The sequence below is a fragment of the Bradyrhizobium sp. 22 genome (assembly GCF_000482425.1).
GTDB lineage: Bacteria > Pseudomonadota > Alphaproteobacteria > Rhizobiales > Xanthobacteraceae > Bradyrhizobium > Bradyrhizobium japonicum_B.
In genome coordinates this window covers 777,077-794,457 of sequence record NZ_KI519399.1, presented here as the reverse complement: position 1 = coordinate 794,457, position 17,381 = coordinate 777,077, and the positions used below count along the sequence as shown (strand labels likewise).

General features: G+C 65.1%; 16 protein-coding genes. 10 read left to right on the top strand and 6 right to left on the bottom strand.

Going from position 1 to position 17,381, the window contains the following annotated elements; all coding sequences use genetic code 11:
- Window positions 1–5 precede the first annotated feature (5 nt).
- Together K410_RS0105040 and K410_RS0105035 are read right to left on the bottom strand one after the other, a co-directional pair.
- Window positions 6–881: an S-methyl-5'-thioadenosine phosphorylase gene (locus tag K410_RS0105040; RefSeq protein WP_028133823.1), complete on the bottom strand. Its 876-nt coding sequence runs from the start codon at window positions 879–881 to the stop codon at window positions 6–8.
- A gap of 135 nt (window positions 882–1,016) precedes the next feature.
- Window positions 1,017–1,289: a phosphopantetheine-binding protein gene (locus K410_RS0105035; protein ID WP_028133822.1), complete on the bottom strand. Its 273-nt coding sequence runs from the start codon at window positions 1,287–1,289 to the stop codon at window positions 1,017–1,019.
- 354 nt (window positions 1,290–1,643) lie between these two features.
- Here K410_RS0105035 and K410_RS0105030 point away from each other — a divergent pair, with 354 nt between their 5' ends.
- The 7 genes from K410_RS0105030 to K410_RS0105000 all read left to right on the top strand — a co-directional run bounded on the left by K410_RS0105030 (window position 1,644) and on the right by K410_RS0105000 (window position 11,293).
- A complete protein-coding gene (locus K410_RS0105030) occupies window positions 1,644–2,861 on the top strand; it encodes an acyl-CoA dehydrogenase family protein (protein ID WP_028133821.1) in 1,218 nt (405 codons plus the stop codon).
- 53 nt (window positions 2,862–2,914) lie between these two features.
- Entirely contained in the window at window positions 2,915–3,907 is a 993-nt protein-coding gene (locus K410_RS0105025) for an amino acid--[acyl-carrier-protein] ligase (RefSeq protein ID WP_028133820.1), read from the top strand.
- A gap of 37 nt (window positions 3,908–3,944) precedes the next feature.
- Window positions 3,945–4,820, top strand: coding sequence for a GNAT family N-acetyltransferase (locus K410_RS0105020; protein ID WP_028133819.1), 876 nt, complete (start codon window positions 3,945–3,947; stop codon window positions 4,818–4,820).
- Between the two features lie 230 nt (window positions 4,821–5,050).
- Window positions 5,051–7,918: a PAS-domain containing protein gene (locus K410_RS0105015; RefSeq protein WP_028133818.1), complete on the top strand. Its 2,868-nt coding sequence runs from the start codon at window positions 5,051–5,053 to the stop codon at window positions 7,916–7,918.
- Window positions 7,919–8,130: 212 nt separating this feature from the next.
- Window positions 8,131–9,108, top strand: coding sequence for a tripartite tricarboxylate transporter substrate binding protein (locus K410_RS0105010; RefSeq protein WP_028133817.1), 978 nt, complete (start codon window positions 8,131–8,133; stop codon window positions 9,106–9,108).
- Window positions 9,109–9,294: 186 nt separating this feature from the next.
- Window positions 9,295–9,780: a tripartite tricarboxylate transporter TctB family protein gene (locus K410_RS0105005; protein WP_028133816.1), complete on the top strand. Its 486-nt coding sequence runs from the start codon at window positions 9,295–9,297 to the stop codon at window positions 9,778–9,780.
- A gap of 4 nt (window positions 9,781–9,784) precedes the next feature.
- Window positions 9,785–11,293 carry a tripartite tricarboxylate transporter permease gene (locus K410_RS0105000; RefSeq protein ID WP_028133815.1) on the top strand — a complete coding sequence of 503 codons (1,509 nt, stop codon included), beginning with the start codon at window positions 9,785–9,787 and terminating at the stop codon, window positions 11,291–11,293.
- A gap of 121 nt (window positions 11,294–11,414) precedes the next feature.
- On the opposite strand, the gene K410_RS0104995 is transcribed toward K410_RS0105000, so the two are convergent.
- Window positions 11,415–13,109 carry a bifunctional diguanylate cyclase/phosphodiesterase gene (locus K410_RS0104995; protein ID WP_028133814.1) on the bottom strand — a complete coding sequence of 565 codons (1,695 nt, stop codon included), beginning with the start codon at window positions 13,107–13,109 and terminating at the stop codon, window positions 11,415–11,417.
- A gap of 205 nt (window positions 13,110–13,314) precedes the next feature.
- On the opposite strand from K410_RS0104995, the gene K410_RS0104990 reads away from it, so the two are divergent.
- The gene (locus tag K410_RS0104990) at window positions 13,315–13,590 is read left to right on the top strand and encodes a hypothetical protein (protein ID WP_245269328.1); all 276 of its coding nucleotides are present in this window, start codon (window positions 13,315–13,317) and stop codon (window positions 13,588–13,590) included.
- 6 nt (window positions 13,591–13,596) lie between these two features.
- Here the strand turns inward: K410_RS0104990 and K410_RS0104985 are convergent, their stop codons facing one another.
- The 3 genes from K410_RS0104985 to mtgA form a co-directional block, all read right to left on the bottom strand.
- Window positions 13,597–14,250, bottom strand: coding sequence for a hypothetical protein (locus K410_RS0104985; protein WP_028133812.1), 654 nt, complete (start codon window positions 14,248–14,250; stop codon window positions 13,597–13,599).
- A gap of 141 nt (window positions 14,251–14,391) precedes the next feature.
- Entirely contained in the window at window positions 14,392–14,574 is a 183-nt protein-coding gene (gene rpmF, locus K410_RS0104980) for a 50S ribosomal protein L32 (RefSeq protein ID WP_007598106.1), read from the bottom strand.
- Window positions 14,575–14,742: 168 nt separating this feature from the next.
- Window positions 14,743–15,417 carry a monofunctional biosynthetic peptidoglycan transglycosylase gene (gene mtgA / locus K410_RS0104975; RefSeq protein WP_028133811.1) on the bottom strand — a complete coding sequence of 225 codons (675 nt, stop codon included), beginning with the start codon at window positions 15,415–15,417 and terminating at the stop codon, window positions 14,743–14,745.
- A 161-nt stretch (window positions 15,418–15,578) separates the two neighbouring features.
- Between mtgA and K410_RS0104970 the strand changes: the two genes are divergently transcribed.
- On the top strand, window positions 15,579–16,502 hold the full coding sequence (locus K410_RS0104970; protein WP_028133810.1) for a polyprenyl synthetase family protein: 924 nt from the start codon (window positions 15,579–15,581) through the stop codon (window positions 16,500–16,502).
- Window positions 16,503–16,690: 188 nt separating this feature from the next.
- Complete coding sequence (locus K410_RS0104965) at window positions 16,691–17,380, top strand: DUF1345 domain-containing protein (RefSeq protein ID WP_028133809.1); 690 nt, start codon at window positions 16,691–16,693, stop codon at window positions 17,378–17,380.
- Window position 17,381 lies beyond the last annotated feature (1 nt).

Below are 17,381 nucleotides of genomic sequence, written 5' to 3'. Positions count from 1 at the left end.
TCGTATCACGCCCGCAGCACGCGTCCCGCCACCGCGTCGAGCTTCTTGAGCAGCTCCGGATCGCGCGCCTCGGGCGCCGTGATCAGCGCGGTGTCGAGCGCGCGGTCCGAGCCGATCGGGCACGGCTCGTGCTCGCGCGGGAAATCCCTTGCCAGCCGCGCCACCAGCGCCTTCGCCTTGTCGGCGTTGGAGCTCAGCACGCGGATGATGTCCTGCACCGTGACGGCATCGTGGTCGGGATGCCAGCAATCGAAATCCGTCACCATCGCGACCGTAGCGTAGCAGATCTCCGCCTCTCGCGCGAGCTTCGCCTCGGGCATGTTGGTCATGCCGATCACGGAATAGCCCAGCGTCTTGTAGGTCATGCTCTCGGCATAGGTGGAGAATTGCGGCCCTTCCATGCAGACATAGGTTCCGCCGCGCGCAATCGCGATATTCTCGGCTTCGGCCGCTGCCGCAAGGTGGATGCGCAACCGCGGCGAGACCGGATGCGCCATCGACACATGCGCGACGCAGCCCTTGCCGAAGAACGAGCTCTCGCGCTTGTGGGTACGGTCCACGAACTGGTCGACGAGGACAAAGGTGCCGGGTGGAAGTTCCTCCTTGAACGAACCGCAGGCCGACAACGAGATCAGGTCGGTGACCCCGGCGCGCTTGAGCACGTCGATATTGGCGCGATAGTTGATATCGGACGGCGACAGCCGATGGCCCTTGTCGTGCCGCGGCAGGAACACGATCGGCAGGCCGGCGATAGCGCCGCGCCGCAAGGGAGCCGAGGGCTCGCCCCAGGGACTCCCGATCACCTCTTCGCGCGCATCCTCGAGGCCCGGCAGATCGTAGATGCCGGAACCGCCGATGATGCCCAATACCGCCTGCGCCATGCCTGCTCCACCCCGTTCGCCACGTGCGACATGGTTAAGCTATGCCAGTTTTGCGGCGGCTTTGGAACGGGCTGGTGCAGTGATCCCGGCGCCGTGAGGAGCGCGGGTGCCGCTTCCCCACGCAGTGCGCCCGGCTTAGGCCGCGTTCGCCAGCTGCAGCTGCGCCGCCACCATCCGCTCCAGGGTCTCGACGGACTGGAAATTTTCCGGCGTGATCTCCGACTGCGGGATCGTGAAGTCGAACTCGGCTTCGACCCCGAGCATCAGATTGACCATGTCCATCGAGGTCAGGCCGGCGTCGACCAGCTTGGCGGATGGCGTGAGGTCGGCGCTGAGCGAATTCTGCTCGAGGATGCCCTTCACCAGCTTGATGATGCGGTTGCGCAATTCGGTATCAAAGGCCTGCATCGGCAAATTCCCGTCTGTCGTCGGAGGTGGACCAGCTCCGGCTACGATGGGCGCGGCCCGCCGGTCCTGCAATGGGAGGCACCAATACTTCGCGTTTGTTAGTAAACGATGACTCAGATTGTCTGGAATTCGAGCTTCTTCCAGATTCCTAACGCGATGCTCGAAAAGCGGCAGGTGCAAACAACCCGACCTTAACTGTTCGTTCGGAATTTGGCTTTGTTTACCCTCTATTTGATCGACGAATTTGAATTAAATCCGTAGCCTCGTCCCACAAGCAAAGATGACCGGAGGATCGCTTTCAGCGGCGTCGCAATGACGCCGGCGATCTCGAACGGCAACCGGAGGCGGACGAGTATGAACGTGCGTGAAGCAATCCTCACTGTCGACGAAGCACAGACGAGCTTCCTCGAGCAGGGTCCCTCCCTGATCGAGCGCGCCGCCCGAACCGCCGCTGCTGCGGCGGCCGACGCCGACGAGGTCGATCGCGACGCCCGTTTCCCGCACAAGGCTTTCGAGGCCGCCCGCGAGCAGAAGCTGCTCGGCGTCATGATCCCGGTCGAGTTCGGCGGCTTCGGCGCCTCCATCTACGACGTCACCGACATCTGCTACACGCTCGGCCGCGCCTGCGCCTCGACCGCCATGATCTACGCGATGCACCAGACCAAGGTCGCCTGCGTGATCAGGCACGGTCACGGCATTCCCTGGATGGAGACCATGATGCGCCGGGTCGCCCGCGACCAGTGGCTGCTCGCCTCCTCCACCACCGAGGGCCAGAACGGCGGCAACATCCGCGCCAGCGCCGCCGCCGTCGACCACGCCGGCGACACCATCTCGCTGGTGCGCGACGCCACCGTGATTTCCTACGGCGCCGAGGCCGACGGCCTCGTCACCATCGCCCGTCGTGCCACCGATGCGGCGGCCTCCGACCAGGTGCTGCTGGCACTCGCCAAGGACGATTATTCGCTGAAGCGGACCCTTGGCTGGGAGACGCTCGGCATGCGCGGCACCTGCTCGACCGGGTTCGAGTTGAAGGTCGACTGCCCCGCCGACCGCGTCTTCCCGGAATCCTATGACAAGATCCATGCCCAGACCATGACGCCGTTCGCACATCTGTGCTGGTCGTCGGCCTGGGCCGGGATCGCCGCCGCAGCCGTGACCCGCGCACAGGCCTTCATCCGCAAGGCGGCCCGCAGCTCCGGCGGCCAGATGCCGCCCGCCGCGGCACATTTCACCGCCGCCAAGATGTCGCTGGCAAGACTGCGCGCGCTGCTGTCGGCCAATATCGACGCCTTTGCCCGCGCCGAGCATGACGAGCGTGCGCTCGGCTCGCTCGACTTCCAGTCCTCGATCACGCTTCTGAAGGTGCAGGCCTCCGAGCTCGCGGTCGAGACCGTGATGCATGCGATGCGCACGGCGGGCCTTTCCGGCTACCGCAACGACGGCGAATTCACCATGGGCCGGCACCTGCGTGACGTGCTGTCGGCTCCGATCATGATCAACAACGATCGCATTCTCGCCAATGCCGCGACATCGACGCTGATGAGCGGCGTGCCGACAAGCCTTCGTGACTAAGTCCTCGGCGACCGAACCAACAGAACAATTTTGAGATAGCAGGATACCGGACCATGAACATTGCCATCCTCCCCGATTCGCCGACGACCGCGCCGCAGGCGATCGATCCGCTCGATCATCTCGCCGACAAGCTATTCCATCGCATGGGTGCCGACGGAGTCTACGCCCGCACCGCGCTCTATGAAGGCGTCGTCGAGAAGCTGGCCGCGCTGATCACGGGTCATCGCGAATCCGGCACCGAAGTGATGCGCTTCCCGCCGGTGATGAGCCGGGCTCAGCTGGAAAAATCCGGCTACCTCAAGAGCTTTCCGAACCTGCTCGGCTGCGTCTGCGGCCTGCACGGGACCGAGCGCGAGATCAACGCCGCGGTGAGCCGCTTCGATGCCGGCGGCGACTGGACCACCTCGCTGTCGCCCGCCGACCTCGTGCTATCGCCTGCAGCCTGCTATCCGGTCTATCCGATCGCGGCGAGCCGCGGGCCCCTGCCGAAGGGCGGCCTACGCTTCGACGTCGCCGCGGATTGCTTCCGCCGCGAGCCGTCGAAGCATCTCGATCGTCTGCAATCGTTCCGAATGCGCGAATATGTCTGCATCGGCAGCCCCGACGACGTCGCCGATTTCCGCGAGCGCTGGATGGTGCGCGCGCAGGCGATCGCCCGCGACCTCGGCCTCACCTTCCGCGTCGACTATGCCAGCGACCCCTTCTTCGGTCGCGTCGGCCAGATGAAGGCAGTGAGCCAGAAGCAGCAGCAGCTCAAATTCGAGCTCCTCATTCCGCTGCGCTCGGAAGAGCAGCCGACGGCCTGCATGAGCTTCAACTATCACCGCGAGCATTTCGGCACGACCTGGGGAATCCAGGATGCCAACGGCGAGCCGGCCCACACCGGCTGCGTTGCCTTCGGCATGGACCGGCTCGCGGTCGCCATGTTCCACACTCACGGCACCGACCTTGCGGCCTGGCCCGCCAAGGTTCGGGACGTGCTGGGCCTGCAGCCGCTGGCACCGGCCGATGCCCATGTCGCTGCCCATGTCGAAGGCTGGCGCTAACCGAACGAGGCCTGTCATTTCCACGGGTAAGACGAGCGTGATCCACACCAAGGTCCGATGCCGCGAGATCACCGAGTCCGACGCAGACGCGATCGCGGACTTGCTGACGCGCGGCTTCGTGGGCCGCTCGCGCAACTACTGGATCCAGGGCCTGCGCCGACAGGCCTTCCGGCCCGTACCGGAGGGCTATCCGCGCTTCGGCTACATGCTCGACAATGACGGCACGCCGGTCGGCGTGCTGCTGCTGATCTATACGGCACGCAGGAATGGCGAAGAGACCGCCATTCAGTGCAACCTGTCCAGCTGGTATGTCGATCCGGCCTATCGCAACTATGCTCCGCTGCTGACCAAGATCGCCCAGCGGCACAAGGACGTGACTTACTTCAACATCAGCCCGGCGCCGTGGACCTGGCCGATCATCGAGACGCAGGGCTTTCGTGCCTATTGTCGCGGCATATTCTTCTCGGTGCCGGCTCTGGCGCGTGTCCCGCGCTGGAGCGAGATCGAGGTCATCTCGCCTCACGCCAAAACGATCGAGGGGCTTTCCGAGGCTGAAACCGAGCTGCTGATCCAGCATGCGCGGTACAATTGCCTCAGCCTGGTCTGCCGCACGCCACAGGGAACGTTTCCCTTCATTCTGCAGCCCGTGCGCATCCGCCGCGGCTTCATCGCGCCCCCTGCGATGAAGCTGATCTATTGCCGTAACGCCGCGGAATACGCCGCCTGCGCCGGCCGAATCGGCCGGCTGCTGCTTCGGCTCGGCAAGATCGCGGTGGCGGTCGATGCCAACGGGCCGATTCCCGGTCTTGTCGGTATTTATACCGAACGGCGCGGTCGCAAGTACTTCAAGGGCCCGCACCGGCCCCAGCTCGGCGATCTCACGGACACGGAGCTCGTGTTGTACGGGCCTTAGGGCAGTGCTCGGCCGAGAACACACCGTCATCCCTGCGAACGCAGGGACGACACCTGATGTCTTGTAGCCTCTCGGCCAAGTCTCGCCTGCGCCTGTTCATTTCCGACACTCTCTCCATCGCCGGTCACCCTCCGTAAACTACCGCGCTTAAGGGAATTTTCCGGCCTCTTCGCTACGCTCAGTGGTTGAATTAGGTTGCGTTGATTGCTCGCCGAGATCCCGCCAATCCCATGACGTCGACCTGCGACAACGAGCTTGGTGCACGCCGCGAGCTGGTCCCGGAGGCCCTGGTCGCGCTGAGCCAGCTTGCGCTCGACCACATGGAGCAGGGCGTCTGCGTCTACGACGCGGAAAACCGCGTCGTGCTGGTCAACCAGCGTTACCTCTGCCTGTTCGATATGTCGGCCGACGTCGTGCGGGTGGGCACGAGCTATCGCGAAGTGCTCGCGCACAGCGCCGAGCGCGGCAACTTCCCGCCCAGCGAGCTCGACGCGCTTTACTCGGCACGGATCGCACGGATCGCAGCGGGAAAGCCGTTCCGGACCGAACAGCGGCTCGCGACCGGCTTCGTCATGTCGCTCGAGTTGAAGCCGCTTCCCGGCGGCGGCTGGATGACGATCTGCGACGATGTCACCCGCCTCGCCCGGCTCGAAGCGGAATTGCGCGTGCAGACCGAGCGCAGCCAGCACGCGCTCGCCAACATGTCGCACGGCCTCATCATGTACGACGCCGACAGCCGCGTCGTCGTCTGCAACGAGCGTTTCCTGAACCTCTACAACCTCGATCCCGGGATCGTGAAGCCGGGGGTCTCCCATCGTGCGGTGCTCGACCATTGGGTGTCGCGCGGCAATTTGTCGGGTATGCCGGCCGACGAATTCCACGATTCCAGATTGGAGGACGTACGTCTCAGACGGACGAAATCGCTGCTCGTGATGCGCTACGACGGCCGCATGGTGCAGACGATCTCCCGCTTCCTGCCCGACGGCGGCTGGGTGACCGTGCACGAGGACGTCACGGAGCGGCTGCAATACGAGGAAACATTGCGGCAACAGAACGTCATGCTCGATGCGGCGCTGGAGAACATGGCGCACGGGCTCGCTTTCTACGACAGCGACATGCGGCTTCGGATCTGCAACACCACTTACCGCAAGCTCTACCGATTATCGCCGGAGGAAACCAGGCCCGGCACGCATCTGGCCGAGCTGATCGAGCGTTCGATGGCGAACGGCGCGTTCTCGTCCGAGTACAGCCCCCAGCAGATCCTGGAAGACGCCCGCACGCGGATCGCGAGCCGCGATTCCTCGCCGATGCGTCGGCGCATGTCGAACGACACCGTGGTCTCGGTACGCTATTGCGCCCTCGCCGAGGGCGGCTTCGTCGCCACCTATGAGGATATCACCGAGCGGGAACATGCGATCGGGGAGCTGAGCGAGCAGTACCGCCGTTTCGACGCGGCGCTCAACAACATGAGCCAGGGCCTGTGCATGCTCGATGCGAACCTGCGCGTGATCGTCTGCAATCGCCGCTATATCGAGATGTTCGGCCTGTCGCCTGACGTCGTGAAGCCGGGCGTCTCGATGCGCGAGATCATGGAGCACAGCTGCGAGCTGGGCCTCCATCCTGACATGACGGGAGCCAGGCTTTATGCCGATTACGTCGAACGGCTGCGCGAAGGCGAGCACACGCTGCATCGGCATTTGAACGACGGCCGCATCATCAAGCTCAACCACAAGCGCATGGAGCAAGGCGGCTGGGTCGTCACCTACGAGGACGTCACCGAGCGTCACAAGGCCCAGGCCCGCGTGGCGCACATGGCGCGGCACGATTCGCTCACCGACCTGCCCAATCGCCTGCTGTTCCGCGAGAAGATGAGCGAGGGGCTGAACCAGGTCGCGATCGCCGGCGGCGCGATGGCGGTGCTGTGCTTCGACCTCGACAATTTCAAGACCGTCAACGACCGCCTCGGCCACGCCGCGGGCGACCGCCTGCTGCGCTGGGTCGCGGCGCGCCTCAAGGAGAATGTCGGCGAGCACGACACCGTCGCACGTCTCGGCGGCGACGAATTCGCCGTCCTGCAGCGCGGACCGCAGCCGCAATCGGCGGAGAAGCTCGCCAGACGCCTGGTCGAGGTCATCGGCCGCCCGCCGCCGCTGGAGAACCAGTCGATCCATGTCGGCGCCTCCGTCGGCATCGCGATCGCGCCCGACCACGGGCTCGATGCGGACGAGCTGATGAAGTGCGCCGACCTCGCGCTCTACCAGGCCAAGGCCAAGGGGCGCGGCGCCTATCAGCTGTTCGAGCCCGAGATGGAAGAGGAGGCACGCAGCCGTCACGCGCTGGAACAGGATCTGCGCGGTGCGCTGGAGGCCCGCGAATTCCACCTGGTGTTCCAGCCGCAGATGCGGCTCGATTCGTCGGAGCTCACCGGCTTCGAGGCCCTGCTGCGCTGGAAACATCCCTCGCGCGGTCTGGTCTCGCCGGCCGAATTCATTCCGATCGCGGAAGAGAACGGGCTGATCGTTCCGATCGGCGAATGGGTGCTGCGCAGCGCCTGTGCGACTGCCGCGTCCTGGCCCGACGTCAGCGTCGCGGTGAACCTGTCGCCGGTGCAGTTTCGCTCGCGCGGATTGGTGGCAATGGTCACGAGCGCGCTCGCTGAAGCCGGCCTGCCGCCGCAGCGGCTCGAGCTCGAAGTCACAGAAACGGCCCTGCTCGACGACAGCGAGGCGACGATCGGGATCCTGCACCAGCTTCGCGCCCTGGGAGTGCGCGTCAGCCTCGACGATTTCGGCGTCGGCTATTCCTCGCTGAGCTACTTACGCAAGTTTCCGTTCGACCGCATCAAGATCGACCGCTCCTTCGTCGGCACGCTCGGCGAGAGCCCGGAGAGTGTTGCCATCGTCCGCACCATCGCAAGCCTCGGCTCCGTGCTCGGCGTCGAGACGACGGCCGAGGGTGTGGAGACCGAGGAGCAGCTCGATTTCGTCCGCGAATGCGGCTGCACCGCGGTGCAGGGCTATTATTTCGGCAAGCCGTGCCTGGCGTCGGAGGTCGGCCGCACGATCGAGACGCTGAACACGGTCCGAAAGGTCGCCTGAGCCGCGCGCCGTCCGCCGACGGCGCAAATTCCGTGTCTCGGCAAGCGCCAGAACGACGGATTGTCGCACGCCCCGTTTCCGGCATGATTGGCTCCCCGACTGTGCACCGCGACCGCGCAATGCGCTTTTCTTCTCCCGTGAATTCGAGGACAATCCCGTCGTAACAATGAGAAACTGCGGCCCGAACGGGCCGCTGCGAGGGAGGAGTTCCGATGTCGGGGTATGGGCTGAGGGCGGCTGCATTTGCCGCTATGCATGTCGTCATGGGTGCGTTGGCCGCAACCACCGCTGGCGCGCAAGACTATCCGACCAAGCCGATCACGCTGATCGTGCCGTGGCCGGCCGGCGGATCGACCGATATCTCGATGCGCGCAATCGCCGACAGCGCCTCGAAGGTGCTGGGGCAGCCGATCGTGATCGACAACAAGGCCGGCGGCGGCGGCACGGTGGGTCCGGCGACCATGGCAGCGGCGGCGAAGCCGGACGGCTACACCATCTCGCAGATCCCGATCACGGTCTTCCGCCTGCCCTTGATGCAGGAGGTGTCGTGGGATCCGGCCAAGGACTTCAGCTACATCGTCCATCTCACCGGCTACACCTTCGGTGTGACCACCAGCGCAGAGTCGCAGTTCAAGAGCTGGAAGGACGTGGTGGAGTTCGCGAAGGCGAATCCGGGCAAGGTCACCTATGCCACGCCGGGCGCCGGCACCTCGCTGCATATCGGCATGGAGCAGATCGCGGGAATGTCAGGCATCAAGCTGACGCAAGTCCCGTTCAAGGGCGGTGCGGAGACCAACGCCGCGGTGCTGGGACAGCACACCATGCTTCAGGCGGATTCCACGGGATGGCGGCCGCTGGTCGATGCGGGCAAGCTGCGCCTGTTGATGGTGTGGACGGGCGCGCGGTCGCCTAACTACCCCGATGTGCCGACGCTGAAAGAGCTCGGCTATCCCATGGTCTACGACTCTCCGTTCGGCATCGCCGGCCCGAAGGGAATGGATCCCAAGATCGTCGCCAAGCTGCACGATGCCTTCAAGAAGGCGGTCGAGGACCCCGCCGTCGTGGCGACGCTCGCCAAGTACGACATGGTGCCGAACTACAAGAACACCGAGGACTACAAGAAGTTCGTGGTCGAGGTCACCGAGTCCGAGCGCAAGGTGATCGACAAGCTCGGGCTTGCGAAGAAGTAGGGGCGAGCTGTTCGTGTCCCGGACGCAGTGCAGCGCTTCTTCATCGATGCACTGCAGAGCCGGGACCCACCTTGCCACGAACCGCTGGCCCCCGGATCTGCAGCGCACCCCAATAGCACGTCGAAGACGTGCGTGAACGCACTTTGGGTGCTGCGCAGCGTCCGGGGAATGGTCGAGAGAGAATCGATGGACGATCCAACCAACGTCAAGCTCCGCCTCAACAATTCCGAGCTCTGGGGCGGGCTGATCGGGCTCGCGCTCGGCGGCTTCGTGATCTGGTCGGGCGCGAAGCTCAAGCTCGGCACCATCAACGATCCCGGCTCCGGCTACGTGCTGTTCTACACGGGCATTTTGATGTGCGTGTTCGCGGGGTCCATCATCGTCTCGGCGATCACCGAGGGCGGCCCGACGCTGGCCTCGCGCTGGGAGAACGTGCGCTGGAGCAAACCGCTCCTGCTGATCGGCTGCCTGGTGGCGTTCTCCGTTGCACTGGAGCCGCTCGGCTTCCTGCTGTCGTCGATCCCCTTGATGCTGCTGTTGTTGCGGCTGATTGACCCCGTGCGCTGGATACTGGCGATTCCGGTCGCCGTGCTGGCGCCCATGGGCATGTGGTGGGTGCTCAAGCGGCTGCTGCTGATCCAATTGCCCTCGGGCCTGTTCGGGATCGGTTGACGCCATGGATACGCTCGTCAATGTCGCGCACGGATTCGGCGTCGCGCTGCTGCCGGTCAACCTGCTCTATTGTTTCATCGGCGTCTTCATCGGCACGCTGGTCGGCGTGCTGCCGGGGATCGGGCCGATCTCGGCGATGTCACTGCTGCTGCCGGTGACGCTGTCGGGCACGCCGGAATCCGGCATCATCATGATGGCTGGCATCTATTACGGCTCGATGTATGGCGGCTCGACCACCTCGATCCTGGTCAACATCCCCGGCGAAGCGGCTTCCGTCGTCACCTGCATCGACGGCCACCAGATGGCGAAACAGGGCCGCGCGGGCCCGGCGCTCGGCATCGCCGCTTTCGGCTCCTTCGCCGCCGGCACGTTTGCGCTGGTCGCCTTGATGCTGGTGGCACCGAAGCTTGCCAGCATTGCCATCGCCTTCGGCCCGGCCGAGTATTTCAGCCTGATGGTGCTCGGCCTCGTCGTGCTCACCTTCCTCACGCAGGGATCGATGCCGAAGGCGCTGCTGATGGCGTGCATCGGCGTCGTACTCGGGCTGGTCGGGCTCGACAGCATCACCGCGCAGCCGCGGCTGACCTTCGGCCGCATGGAGCTGATCGACGGCATCGGCCTCGTCCCCGTCGTGATGGGCCTGTTCGGCGTTGCCGAGGTTCTGCTCAACACCGAGCAGGCCATCAAGCGTGACATCATCAGCACCAGGATCACTCATCTCCTGCCCAACAAAGAGGACTGGAAGGCGAGCGCGGGTCCGATCGGCCGCGGCACGATCCTCGGCTTTTTCCTCGGCATCCTGCCCGGCGGCGGCGCGGTGGTGTCGTCATTCGCCTCCTACGCGCTGGAGAAGCGGCTGTCGAAGACGCCCGGGCGTTTCGGCCAAGGAGCAATCGAAGGCGTCGCGGGACCGGAAGCGGCGAACAACGCCGCGGCGGGCGGGGCCTTCATTCCGCTGATGACGCTCGGCATCCCGCCGAACGTGGTGATGGCGCTGCTGTTGGGCGCCTTCGTCATTCACGGCCTGCAGCCGGGACCGCTGCTGATCACGCAAAACCCCGGCCTGTTCTGGGGCATCGTCGCCAGCATGTATATCGGCAACGTCATGCTGCTGATCCTGAACCTGCCGATGATCGGCATGTGGGTGCAGCTGCTCAAGCTGCCCTACAATATCCTGTTTCCGCTGATCATCCTGTTCACGATCCTCGGCGTCTATTGCTCCAGCAACAACGTGTTCGACGTCTATGTGATGATCGCGTTCGGGATCATCGGCTATTTCATGCGCAAGCTCGGCTACGAGCCGGCACCGCTGGTGCTGGCCTTCGTGCTCGGACCGATGATGGAGAACAACCTGCGTAAGTCGCTGATCCTGTCGCAGGGCGATTTGTGGACATTCGTGCAGCGGCCGATCTCGGGCGTTTGCCTTGCGTTCGCAATGGTGCTGCTGGTCGCGCCGCTCCTGCCCTCGCTGCGCAAGAAGCGCGAGCTGGTGGCGCTGGACGAGGGGGCGTAGTTTCGTAGGGTGGATTAGCCGAAGGCGTAATCCACCTTGTCGTTTCCGATGAGACAGACGTGGTGGGTTACGCTAGCGGACTGCGCTTCGCGCAGCCGCGAGCTAACCCACCCTACAGACCTCAGCTCGCCGCGGGCAGCGCGCTCTCCGTTGAAACGCCCCACGGCCGCTCAGCCGAAGCAAGCCCGATCAGCCGGCCCTGGATGTAGTCGCAGCCCCAGTCGCGCAACATGCCTGCGGCTTCCTCGTCCTGCACCCATTCGGCAACGGTCTTGATGTCGAGGCGGCGGGCGAGGTCGATCAGGGTCTGCACGAAGGCGCGGTCGTCGGCGGAATGGGTGATGTTCTGCACGAAGGCGCCGTCGATCTTCACGATATCGACGCCGAGCTTGCGCAGGTTTCGAAACGAGGTGTAGCCGGCGCCGAAATCGTCGATGGCGATGCGGCTGCCGAAATTCTTCAGCCGCGTGACGAAGCCGCGGACGTCGTCGATGTCCTGGATCGCGACCGTCTCGGTGATCTCGACGATCAGCCGCTCGCCGACGCCGGGATGGGACAGCATCAGCGACTCGATCCCCGCCCACCAGTCCGGGTCCATCGTCGTATCCGGCGAGATGTTGAGGCTGAGGCTGACATCGGGCGCGGCGGCGAGCTCGGCGACCACGAGCTCGAGCACGCGATGATCGACCAGGCGGATCAGGCCAAGCCGTTCGGCGACCGGCACGATGTCGGGCGCGAGCAGCACATGGCCGTCGCCCTGGTCCATCCGCACCAGGCATTCGTGGAACGCGCGCTCGCGCGAGGCGGCGGACACCACCGGCTCATAGGCGAGCCTGATGCGGCGCTCGTTCAGCGCGGTGACGATCTCGTCGGTGACGCGGATGTTGACGCGGCGCTGCGCGTCGCGCGCGGCGTCCGGACGCCACGCGGCGAACGAGCCGGCGCGGCGGCGCTTGGCGACGTCCAGCGTCTCGTGGGCGCGGTTGACGGCCTCGTCGGTGTTGCGGGCATAGCGCGGCAGGCTGACCGCACCGATCGAGGCGGTGACCGAGACCGGACCGGACTTGGTCGGCACCACCTCGTCGCGGATGCCGGCAAGGAAGCGCTCGGCGGCGACGTTCATGTCGTCAACGGTGCAGTTCTTCAGGATCAGGCCGAACTTGTTGCCGGAAAAACGGCCGAGCACGTCGCCGCCGCGCAGCCGCGCGCGGATGCGCCTGGCGACGTCGAGGATCACGGCGTCGGCAACGTCGAAACCGAAAGCGTCGTTGACGCGGGCGAGGTGATCGATGCCGACCAGCATGAAGGCGGCGGTGGAGCGGAAGCGGGTCGTCTCCTCGATCGCCTCGGCCAGCGCCGCGATCAGATGCGCACGGTTGAGCTCGCCGGTCAGCGGATCGAGCCGAGCCAGCTTCGTCAGCTCCTCGTCGCGGGCATGACGTTCGTTGTTGATGCGGACCGAGCCGATCGCGCGCGTGGGGCGGCCGTCGGGGCCGGCGAACCAGCGGCCGGTCTCCTCGATCCAGATCACGGGATCGGCGGCGCTCATGCGGACGCCGTACTCGATGCGGTAGGGCGTGCCGTCCGCGCCATGCACGGCGGACGTCTGCGCCAGCGCAGCGGTGCGCAGCGCCGGCCCGGGCTCGATCAGCTTGGCGAATTCGGCGCCGGTCGCCAGCCGCTCGGCAGGAATGCCGGGAAAAACGCTGGCGACCTGGTCACCCCAGACCATGGCATCGCTGGCGATGTCCCAGGCGAACACGGCCTGACCGAGCGCGGCCAGAATGTCGGAGGCTTGCGGCAATGCAGGGGTCAAAATCGCCTCGTTTCGGGACAGCGGGAAGTCCTGAGTCGGCACAGGATAGAGCCAGATTCGCTGCCGACCCTAGGCAAAGTTCATAAACAATTTGGAAACCACGTTCCCAAAGCACCCAGGAACCAATTAAGCTCGACCGGCATAGGCCTTGCGAGACCATCACATGCCCCGGCGCCAATGTCCCAAAACGCGCCAGTTCGAGCAGATGAACGGTGTTGCGATGGTGAACGCGGACGGATTGGAAGAGACGGAGCGGCAAGCCGGCACGGCCCTCGTGCCGCTGATGCCGACCTTGCGCTGGGTCCGCAAGGCGCCGCTGCCACGTCCCGATCCGAGCTTCGTCGCCCAGCTGATCGCCAATGCCGAGCAGCTGCCCCAAACGAGCCGGTTCCGCCGCGCCTCTTCTGAAGACGCGCAGATGGCCTACGGCAGCAAACGCCCGCTGCAAAGCGTCAGCGCACGGACACGTCAGGTGGCTTGAGGCTGGTTAGCGCGGCGGCGTGTCGGAGGACGGCGGCGTGCCGTTCCCCGGCTGAAGCTGCGGCGAGGCAATTTCCGGCGAAGACGCGCCCTGCACGGGCTTGGGCGCAGGATGATCCATCAGCACGGATTCGGCGACGGATTGCGCCGAGGCTGCGGGAGGCTCGACCGGTGCCGGCTGCGATGCAATCACCGGCTCGAACTTGCGCTCGGACGCCACATCCTCCGCCGGCGCGTCGGCCTGGCGCTTGGCCTTGCGCGGCGCCGGCACCGTGGTCTCGGCGACATAGGTGACGCGGCGGCGCGTGCGCTGGGCAATGCCAGCGAAGAAGTCCGCCATCGCCAGCAGCACCAGCAGGAAAAAGGTGGAGTTGCCGAATTTGGGCCACATCACGAATTCGGCTGCCGCCGCGCCGAAGACGATCAGCGACAGCAGATGGTCCATCAGGAATTTCGATCCGGGCCGCGCACCCTTGACCACTTCCAGCAGCAGCAGAACCACGCCGAGCGCGAGCAGGAGATCGGCAAGCGTGACCGGCCAGGTCTCTCCCGTGACCATCGGTACCCTGAACAACACGTCCGTGAAGGACACGGTCGGCATCAGGAAGGCGATGATGTTGTAGACCGCAAGCGGAATCAGAAGCAGCGGGAAACCGACCATCGGCAAAATGCCTCTCGATCATGATATCCGGACAGAACAATGCAGCGGCGAAGCATTCGCTCCGCCGCCGTCACCGTCTATCTCGTGGATGGGCCGAAACCAGGCAAGCCAGATCATCCTGCCCGAAGAAGGATCCTGACCTCAGGACTCTTTCTTCTTCAGGACCTGCCGGCCCTTGTACATACCGGTCTTGAGGTCGAGATGGTGCGGACGACGGAGCTCGCCGGAGTCCTTGTCTTCCACATAGGTCGGCTTCTTGATGGCGTCTGCCGAGCGGCGCATGCCACGGCGCGACGGCGAGGTTTTTCTTCTCGGAACGGCCATTTCAATATCCTCTAGGGATTGGTGTCATCAGGGCATCGTCCGGAGGGGACGGCTCAGCACCCGCAATACGAGGCGAGCTGAATGCCGATCAAGGCCGGGCTTATAGAGGAAGGCTGACCGTAAAGCTAGGCTCTTGGGCCGGAAAATACGCCCGGAACGGGCTCAAAATCACCGGTTTTCGCGCCAGCAGGTCGCGAGCGAACTCGCCTGCCCCCGCGCCATATAGGTGGCCGCCAGCCGCCGGACGCCAGGGCCCGGGGTTTTGGCGCTGCGTTTGACTGGATTCGGCAGGATCGAGGCCAGGAGCGCCGCCTCCCGGGGTGAAAGGTCCTCCGCCGACTTGCCGAAGGCATGGGCGCTGCCGGCCTCGACGCCAAATTGCCCCTGCGGACCGAGCTCGGCGATGTTGAGGTAAATCTCCAGGATCCGCGGCTTGGGCAGGACGAGGTCGATCCAAAGGGCCAGCGGGAATTCCAGTGCCTTGCGGACGAAATCCCGCCCCTGCCAGAGGAACAGGTTTTTTGCGACCTGCTGGGTGATGGTGGAGGCGCCCCGGAACGGCGTACCGTCCTCCTGCGCATCATCGATCGCCTCGCGCAACGCGCCCCAATCGATCCCGTGATGCTTGCAGAAATGGGCGTCCTCGGCTGCCACCACTGCGCGCGGCAGATAGGGCGACATCGCGGCCAGATCGATCCACTCCCGCTGCATCGGCGCGCCGCGAAGCGAGCGCCAGGCCATCAGCGTCGAGACAGGATGGCCGGTGCGGTAGAATGGCGCGATCACATAGGGCGCGAGCAGCGCAACCGCGAGCACCAGAAGAAGGATTTTGACGACGCGCAAATCGACCTTTCCGGCGCAAGCTGAACCACGGCCACGGGCTGGAGCATTAAGTCTGTGATAATTCGGGCCTTTTCCAGTACTTTTTAGGCCTTCCAAACGATTGACTGAGACGGGCGCATAAAGGATTGTCCCGCCGAATTTTAGTTCTGGAGCCCTCCTTGATGACCGGCACGTCCCCGTCCGATTTCGCCAAACGTCTGGACAAGACCGCTGATGATACCGAGGCCCTGCTCGGGCGCCTGCTGTCGGACGATATCCTGCACGATGAGATCGCCCGGCCCAAGCGACTGATGGACGCAATGCGCTATTCGAGCCTGAACGGCGGCAAGCGTTTGCGGCCGTTCCTGGTGGTCGAGAGCGCAGCAATATTCGGCGTGCCGCGCGAAGCGGCGCTGCTCGTGGGCGCGGCGCTCGAATGCATCCACTGCTATTCGCTGATCCATGACGACCTGCCGGCCATGGACAATTCGGACCTGCGCCGCGGCCGCCCCACCCTGCACAAGAAGACCGATGACGCCACCGCGATCCTCGCCGGCGACGGTCTGCTGACGCTCGCCTTCGACATCGTCACCCGCGACGAGATTCATCGCGACGCCAACGTGCGCCTTCTGCTGACGCGCGCGCTAGCGCGCTGCGCCGGCATCGGCGGCATGGTCGGCGGCCAGATCCTCGATCTCGCCGGCGAGGGCCGCTTTGGCGGCAACGAGCCGATCGATGTCGCCCGTATCCAGCAAATGAAGACCGGCGCCCTGCTGCGCTACGGCTGCATCGCAGGCGCGATCCTCGGCCAGGCCTCGCAGAAGGAATATCAGGCGCTCGACGATTACGGCCGCGCGCTCGGCGAAGCCTTCCAGATCGCGGACGATCTGCTCGACGTCGAGGGCGATGCGGCAGCGCTCGGCAAGCCGGCCGGCGCCGATGCCGCGCTCGGCAAGACTACGTTCGTCACCCAGCTCGGCATCGAAGGCGCCAAGCAGCGCGTGCGCGACCTGCTCGCGCGGGCCGACAGCGCCGTCTCGATCTTCGGTGACCGCGCCGCCGTGCTGCAGGCCGCCGCGCGCTTCGTCGCCGAGCGGAAGAACTAGCAACTCCGGGCTCCTTCACCTCTCCCGCTTGCGGGAGAGGTCGGCGCGAAGCGCCGGGTGAGGGCTCCCTCTTCTTGGGGGTTCTCGGTTGTGGAGACACCCTCTCCCCCGCCCTCCCCCGCAAGTGAGGGAGGGAGCGCACCGCCACTGTGGCGACAACGAGAGTTGAGCGAGAGGCAGAAGCCATCATGGCCAACGGCAAGGAAGATCCTGTCCTCGCCCGCTTCCGCAAGATGTCGCGGCCGGTGCGGCTGATCTATGCGCGGCCGCGGACCTTCATCGCGGTCGGGGCCGGCATCCTGGTCGGCCTGCTGCTACCGGGCTCGTACCGGCTGGTGACGCGGCTCCTGTTCGGCTGGGACGCGCTGATCGCGGTCTATCTCGTGCTGGTCTATGCGATGATGCTGTGCAACGACCACCACCACATCCGCCGCGCCGCCGCGATGCAGGACGACGGCCGCTTCGTGATCCTGCTGGTGACGGCGATCGGCGCCTTCGCCAGCATCGCGGCAATCGTCTCCGAACTCGGTACGCCCCATCGCGGCGTCCTGGAGTTGAGTATCGCCATCACCACCATCGCCTTGTCGTGGGCCGCCGTGCACACGACCTTCGCGCTGCATTACGCGCATGATTATTACCGCAGCACCACGCCGGGCGGCCTGCAATTCCCAAGCGGCGACAAGGAAGACCACGCCGATTATTGGGACTTCGTCTATTTCTCGTTCGTGATTGGCATGACCGCGCAGGTCTCCGACGTCGGCATCACCGACAAGACGATCCGCCGCACGGCCACCGCGCACGGGATCGTGTCGTTCATCTACAACACGGCCTTGCTGGCCCTGACGGTGAACATCGCAGCGAGCGCGATCTCGGCCTGAC

Excerpts from the sequence above, each read along its gene's own strand:
- K410_RS0105040 (WP_028133823.1), bottom strand. The coding sequence starts at position 881 with ATGGCGCAGGCGGTATTGGGCATCATCGGCGGTTCCGGCATCTACGAT.
- K410_RS0104965 (WP_028133809.1), top strand. The coding sequence starts at position 16,691 with ATGGCCAACGGCAAGGAAGATCCTGTCCTCGCCCGCTTCCGCAAGATG.
- K410_RS0105025 (WP_028133820.1), top strand. The coding sequence starts at position 2,915 with ATGAACATTGCCATCCTCCCCGATTCGCCGACGACCGCGCCGCAGGCG.
- K410_RS0105010 (WP_028133817.1), top strand. The coding sequence starts at position 8,131 with ATGTCGGGGTATGGGCTGAGGGCGGCTGCATTTGCCGCTATGCATGTC.
- K410_RS0105030 (WP_028133821.1), top strand. The coding sequence starts at position 1,644 with ATGAACGTGCGTGAAGCAATCCTCACTGTCGACGAAGCACAGACGAGC.
- K410_RS0104990 (WP_245269328.1), top strand. The coding sequence starts at position 13,315 with ATGAACGGTGTTGCGATGGTGAACGCGGACGGATTGGAAGAGACGGAG.
- K410_RS0104985 (WP_028133812.1), bottom strand. The coding sequence starts at position 14,250 with ATGGTCGGTTTCCCGCTGCTTCTGATTCCGCTTGCGGTCTACAACATC.
- K410_RS0105000 (WP_028133815.1), top strand. The coding sequence starts at position 9,785 with ATGGATACGCTCGTCAATGTCGCGCACGGATTCGGCGTCGCGCTGCTG.
- rpmF (WP_007598106.1), bottom strand. The coding sequence starts at position 14,574 with ATGGCCGTTCCGAGAAGAAAAACCTCGCCGTCGCGCCGTGGCATGCGC.
- K410_RS0105015 (WP_028133818.1), top strand. The coding sequence starts at position 5,051 with ATGACGTCGACCTGCGACAACGAGCTTGGTGCACGCCGCGAGCTGGTC.
- K410_RS0104970 (WP_028133810.1), top strand. The coding sequence starts at position 15,579 with ATGACCGGCACGTCCCCGTCCGATTTCGCCAAACGTCTGGACAAGACC.
- K410_RS0105005 (WP_028133816.1), top strand. The coding sequence starts at position 9,295 with ATGGACGATCCAACCAACGTCAAGCTCCGCCTCAACAATTCCGAGCTC.
- K410_RS0105035 (WP_028133822.1), bottom strand. The coding sequence starts at position 1,289 with ATGCAGGCCTTTGATACCGAATTGCGCAACCGCATCATCAAGCTGGTG.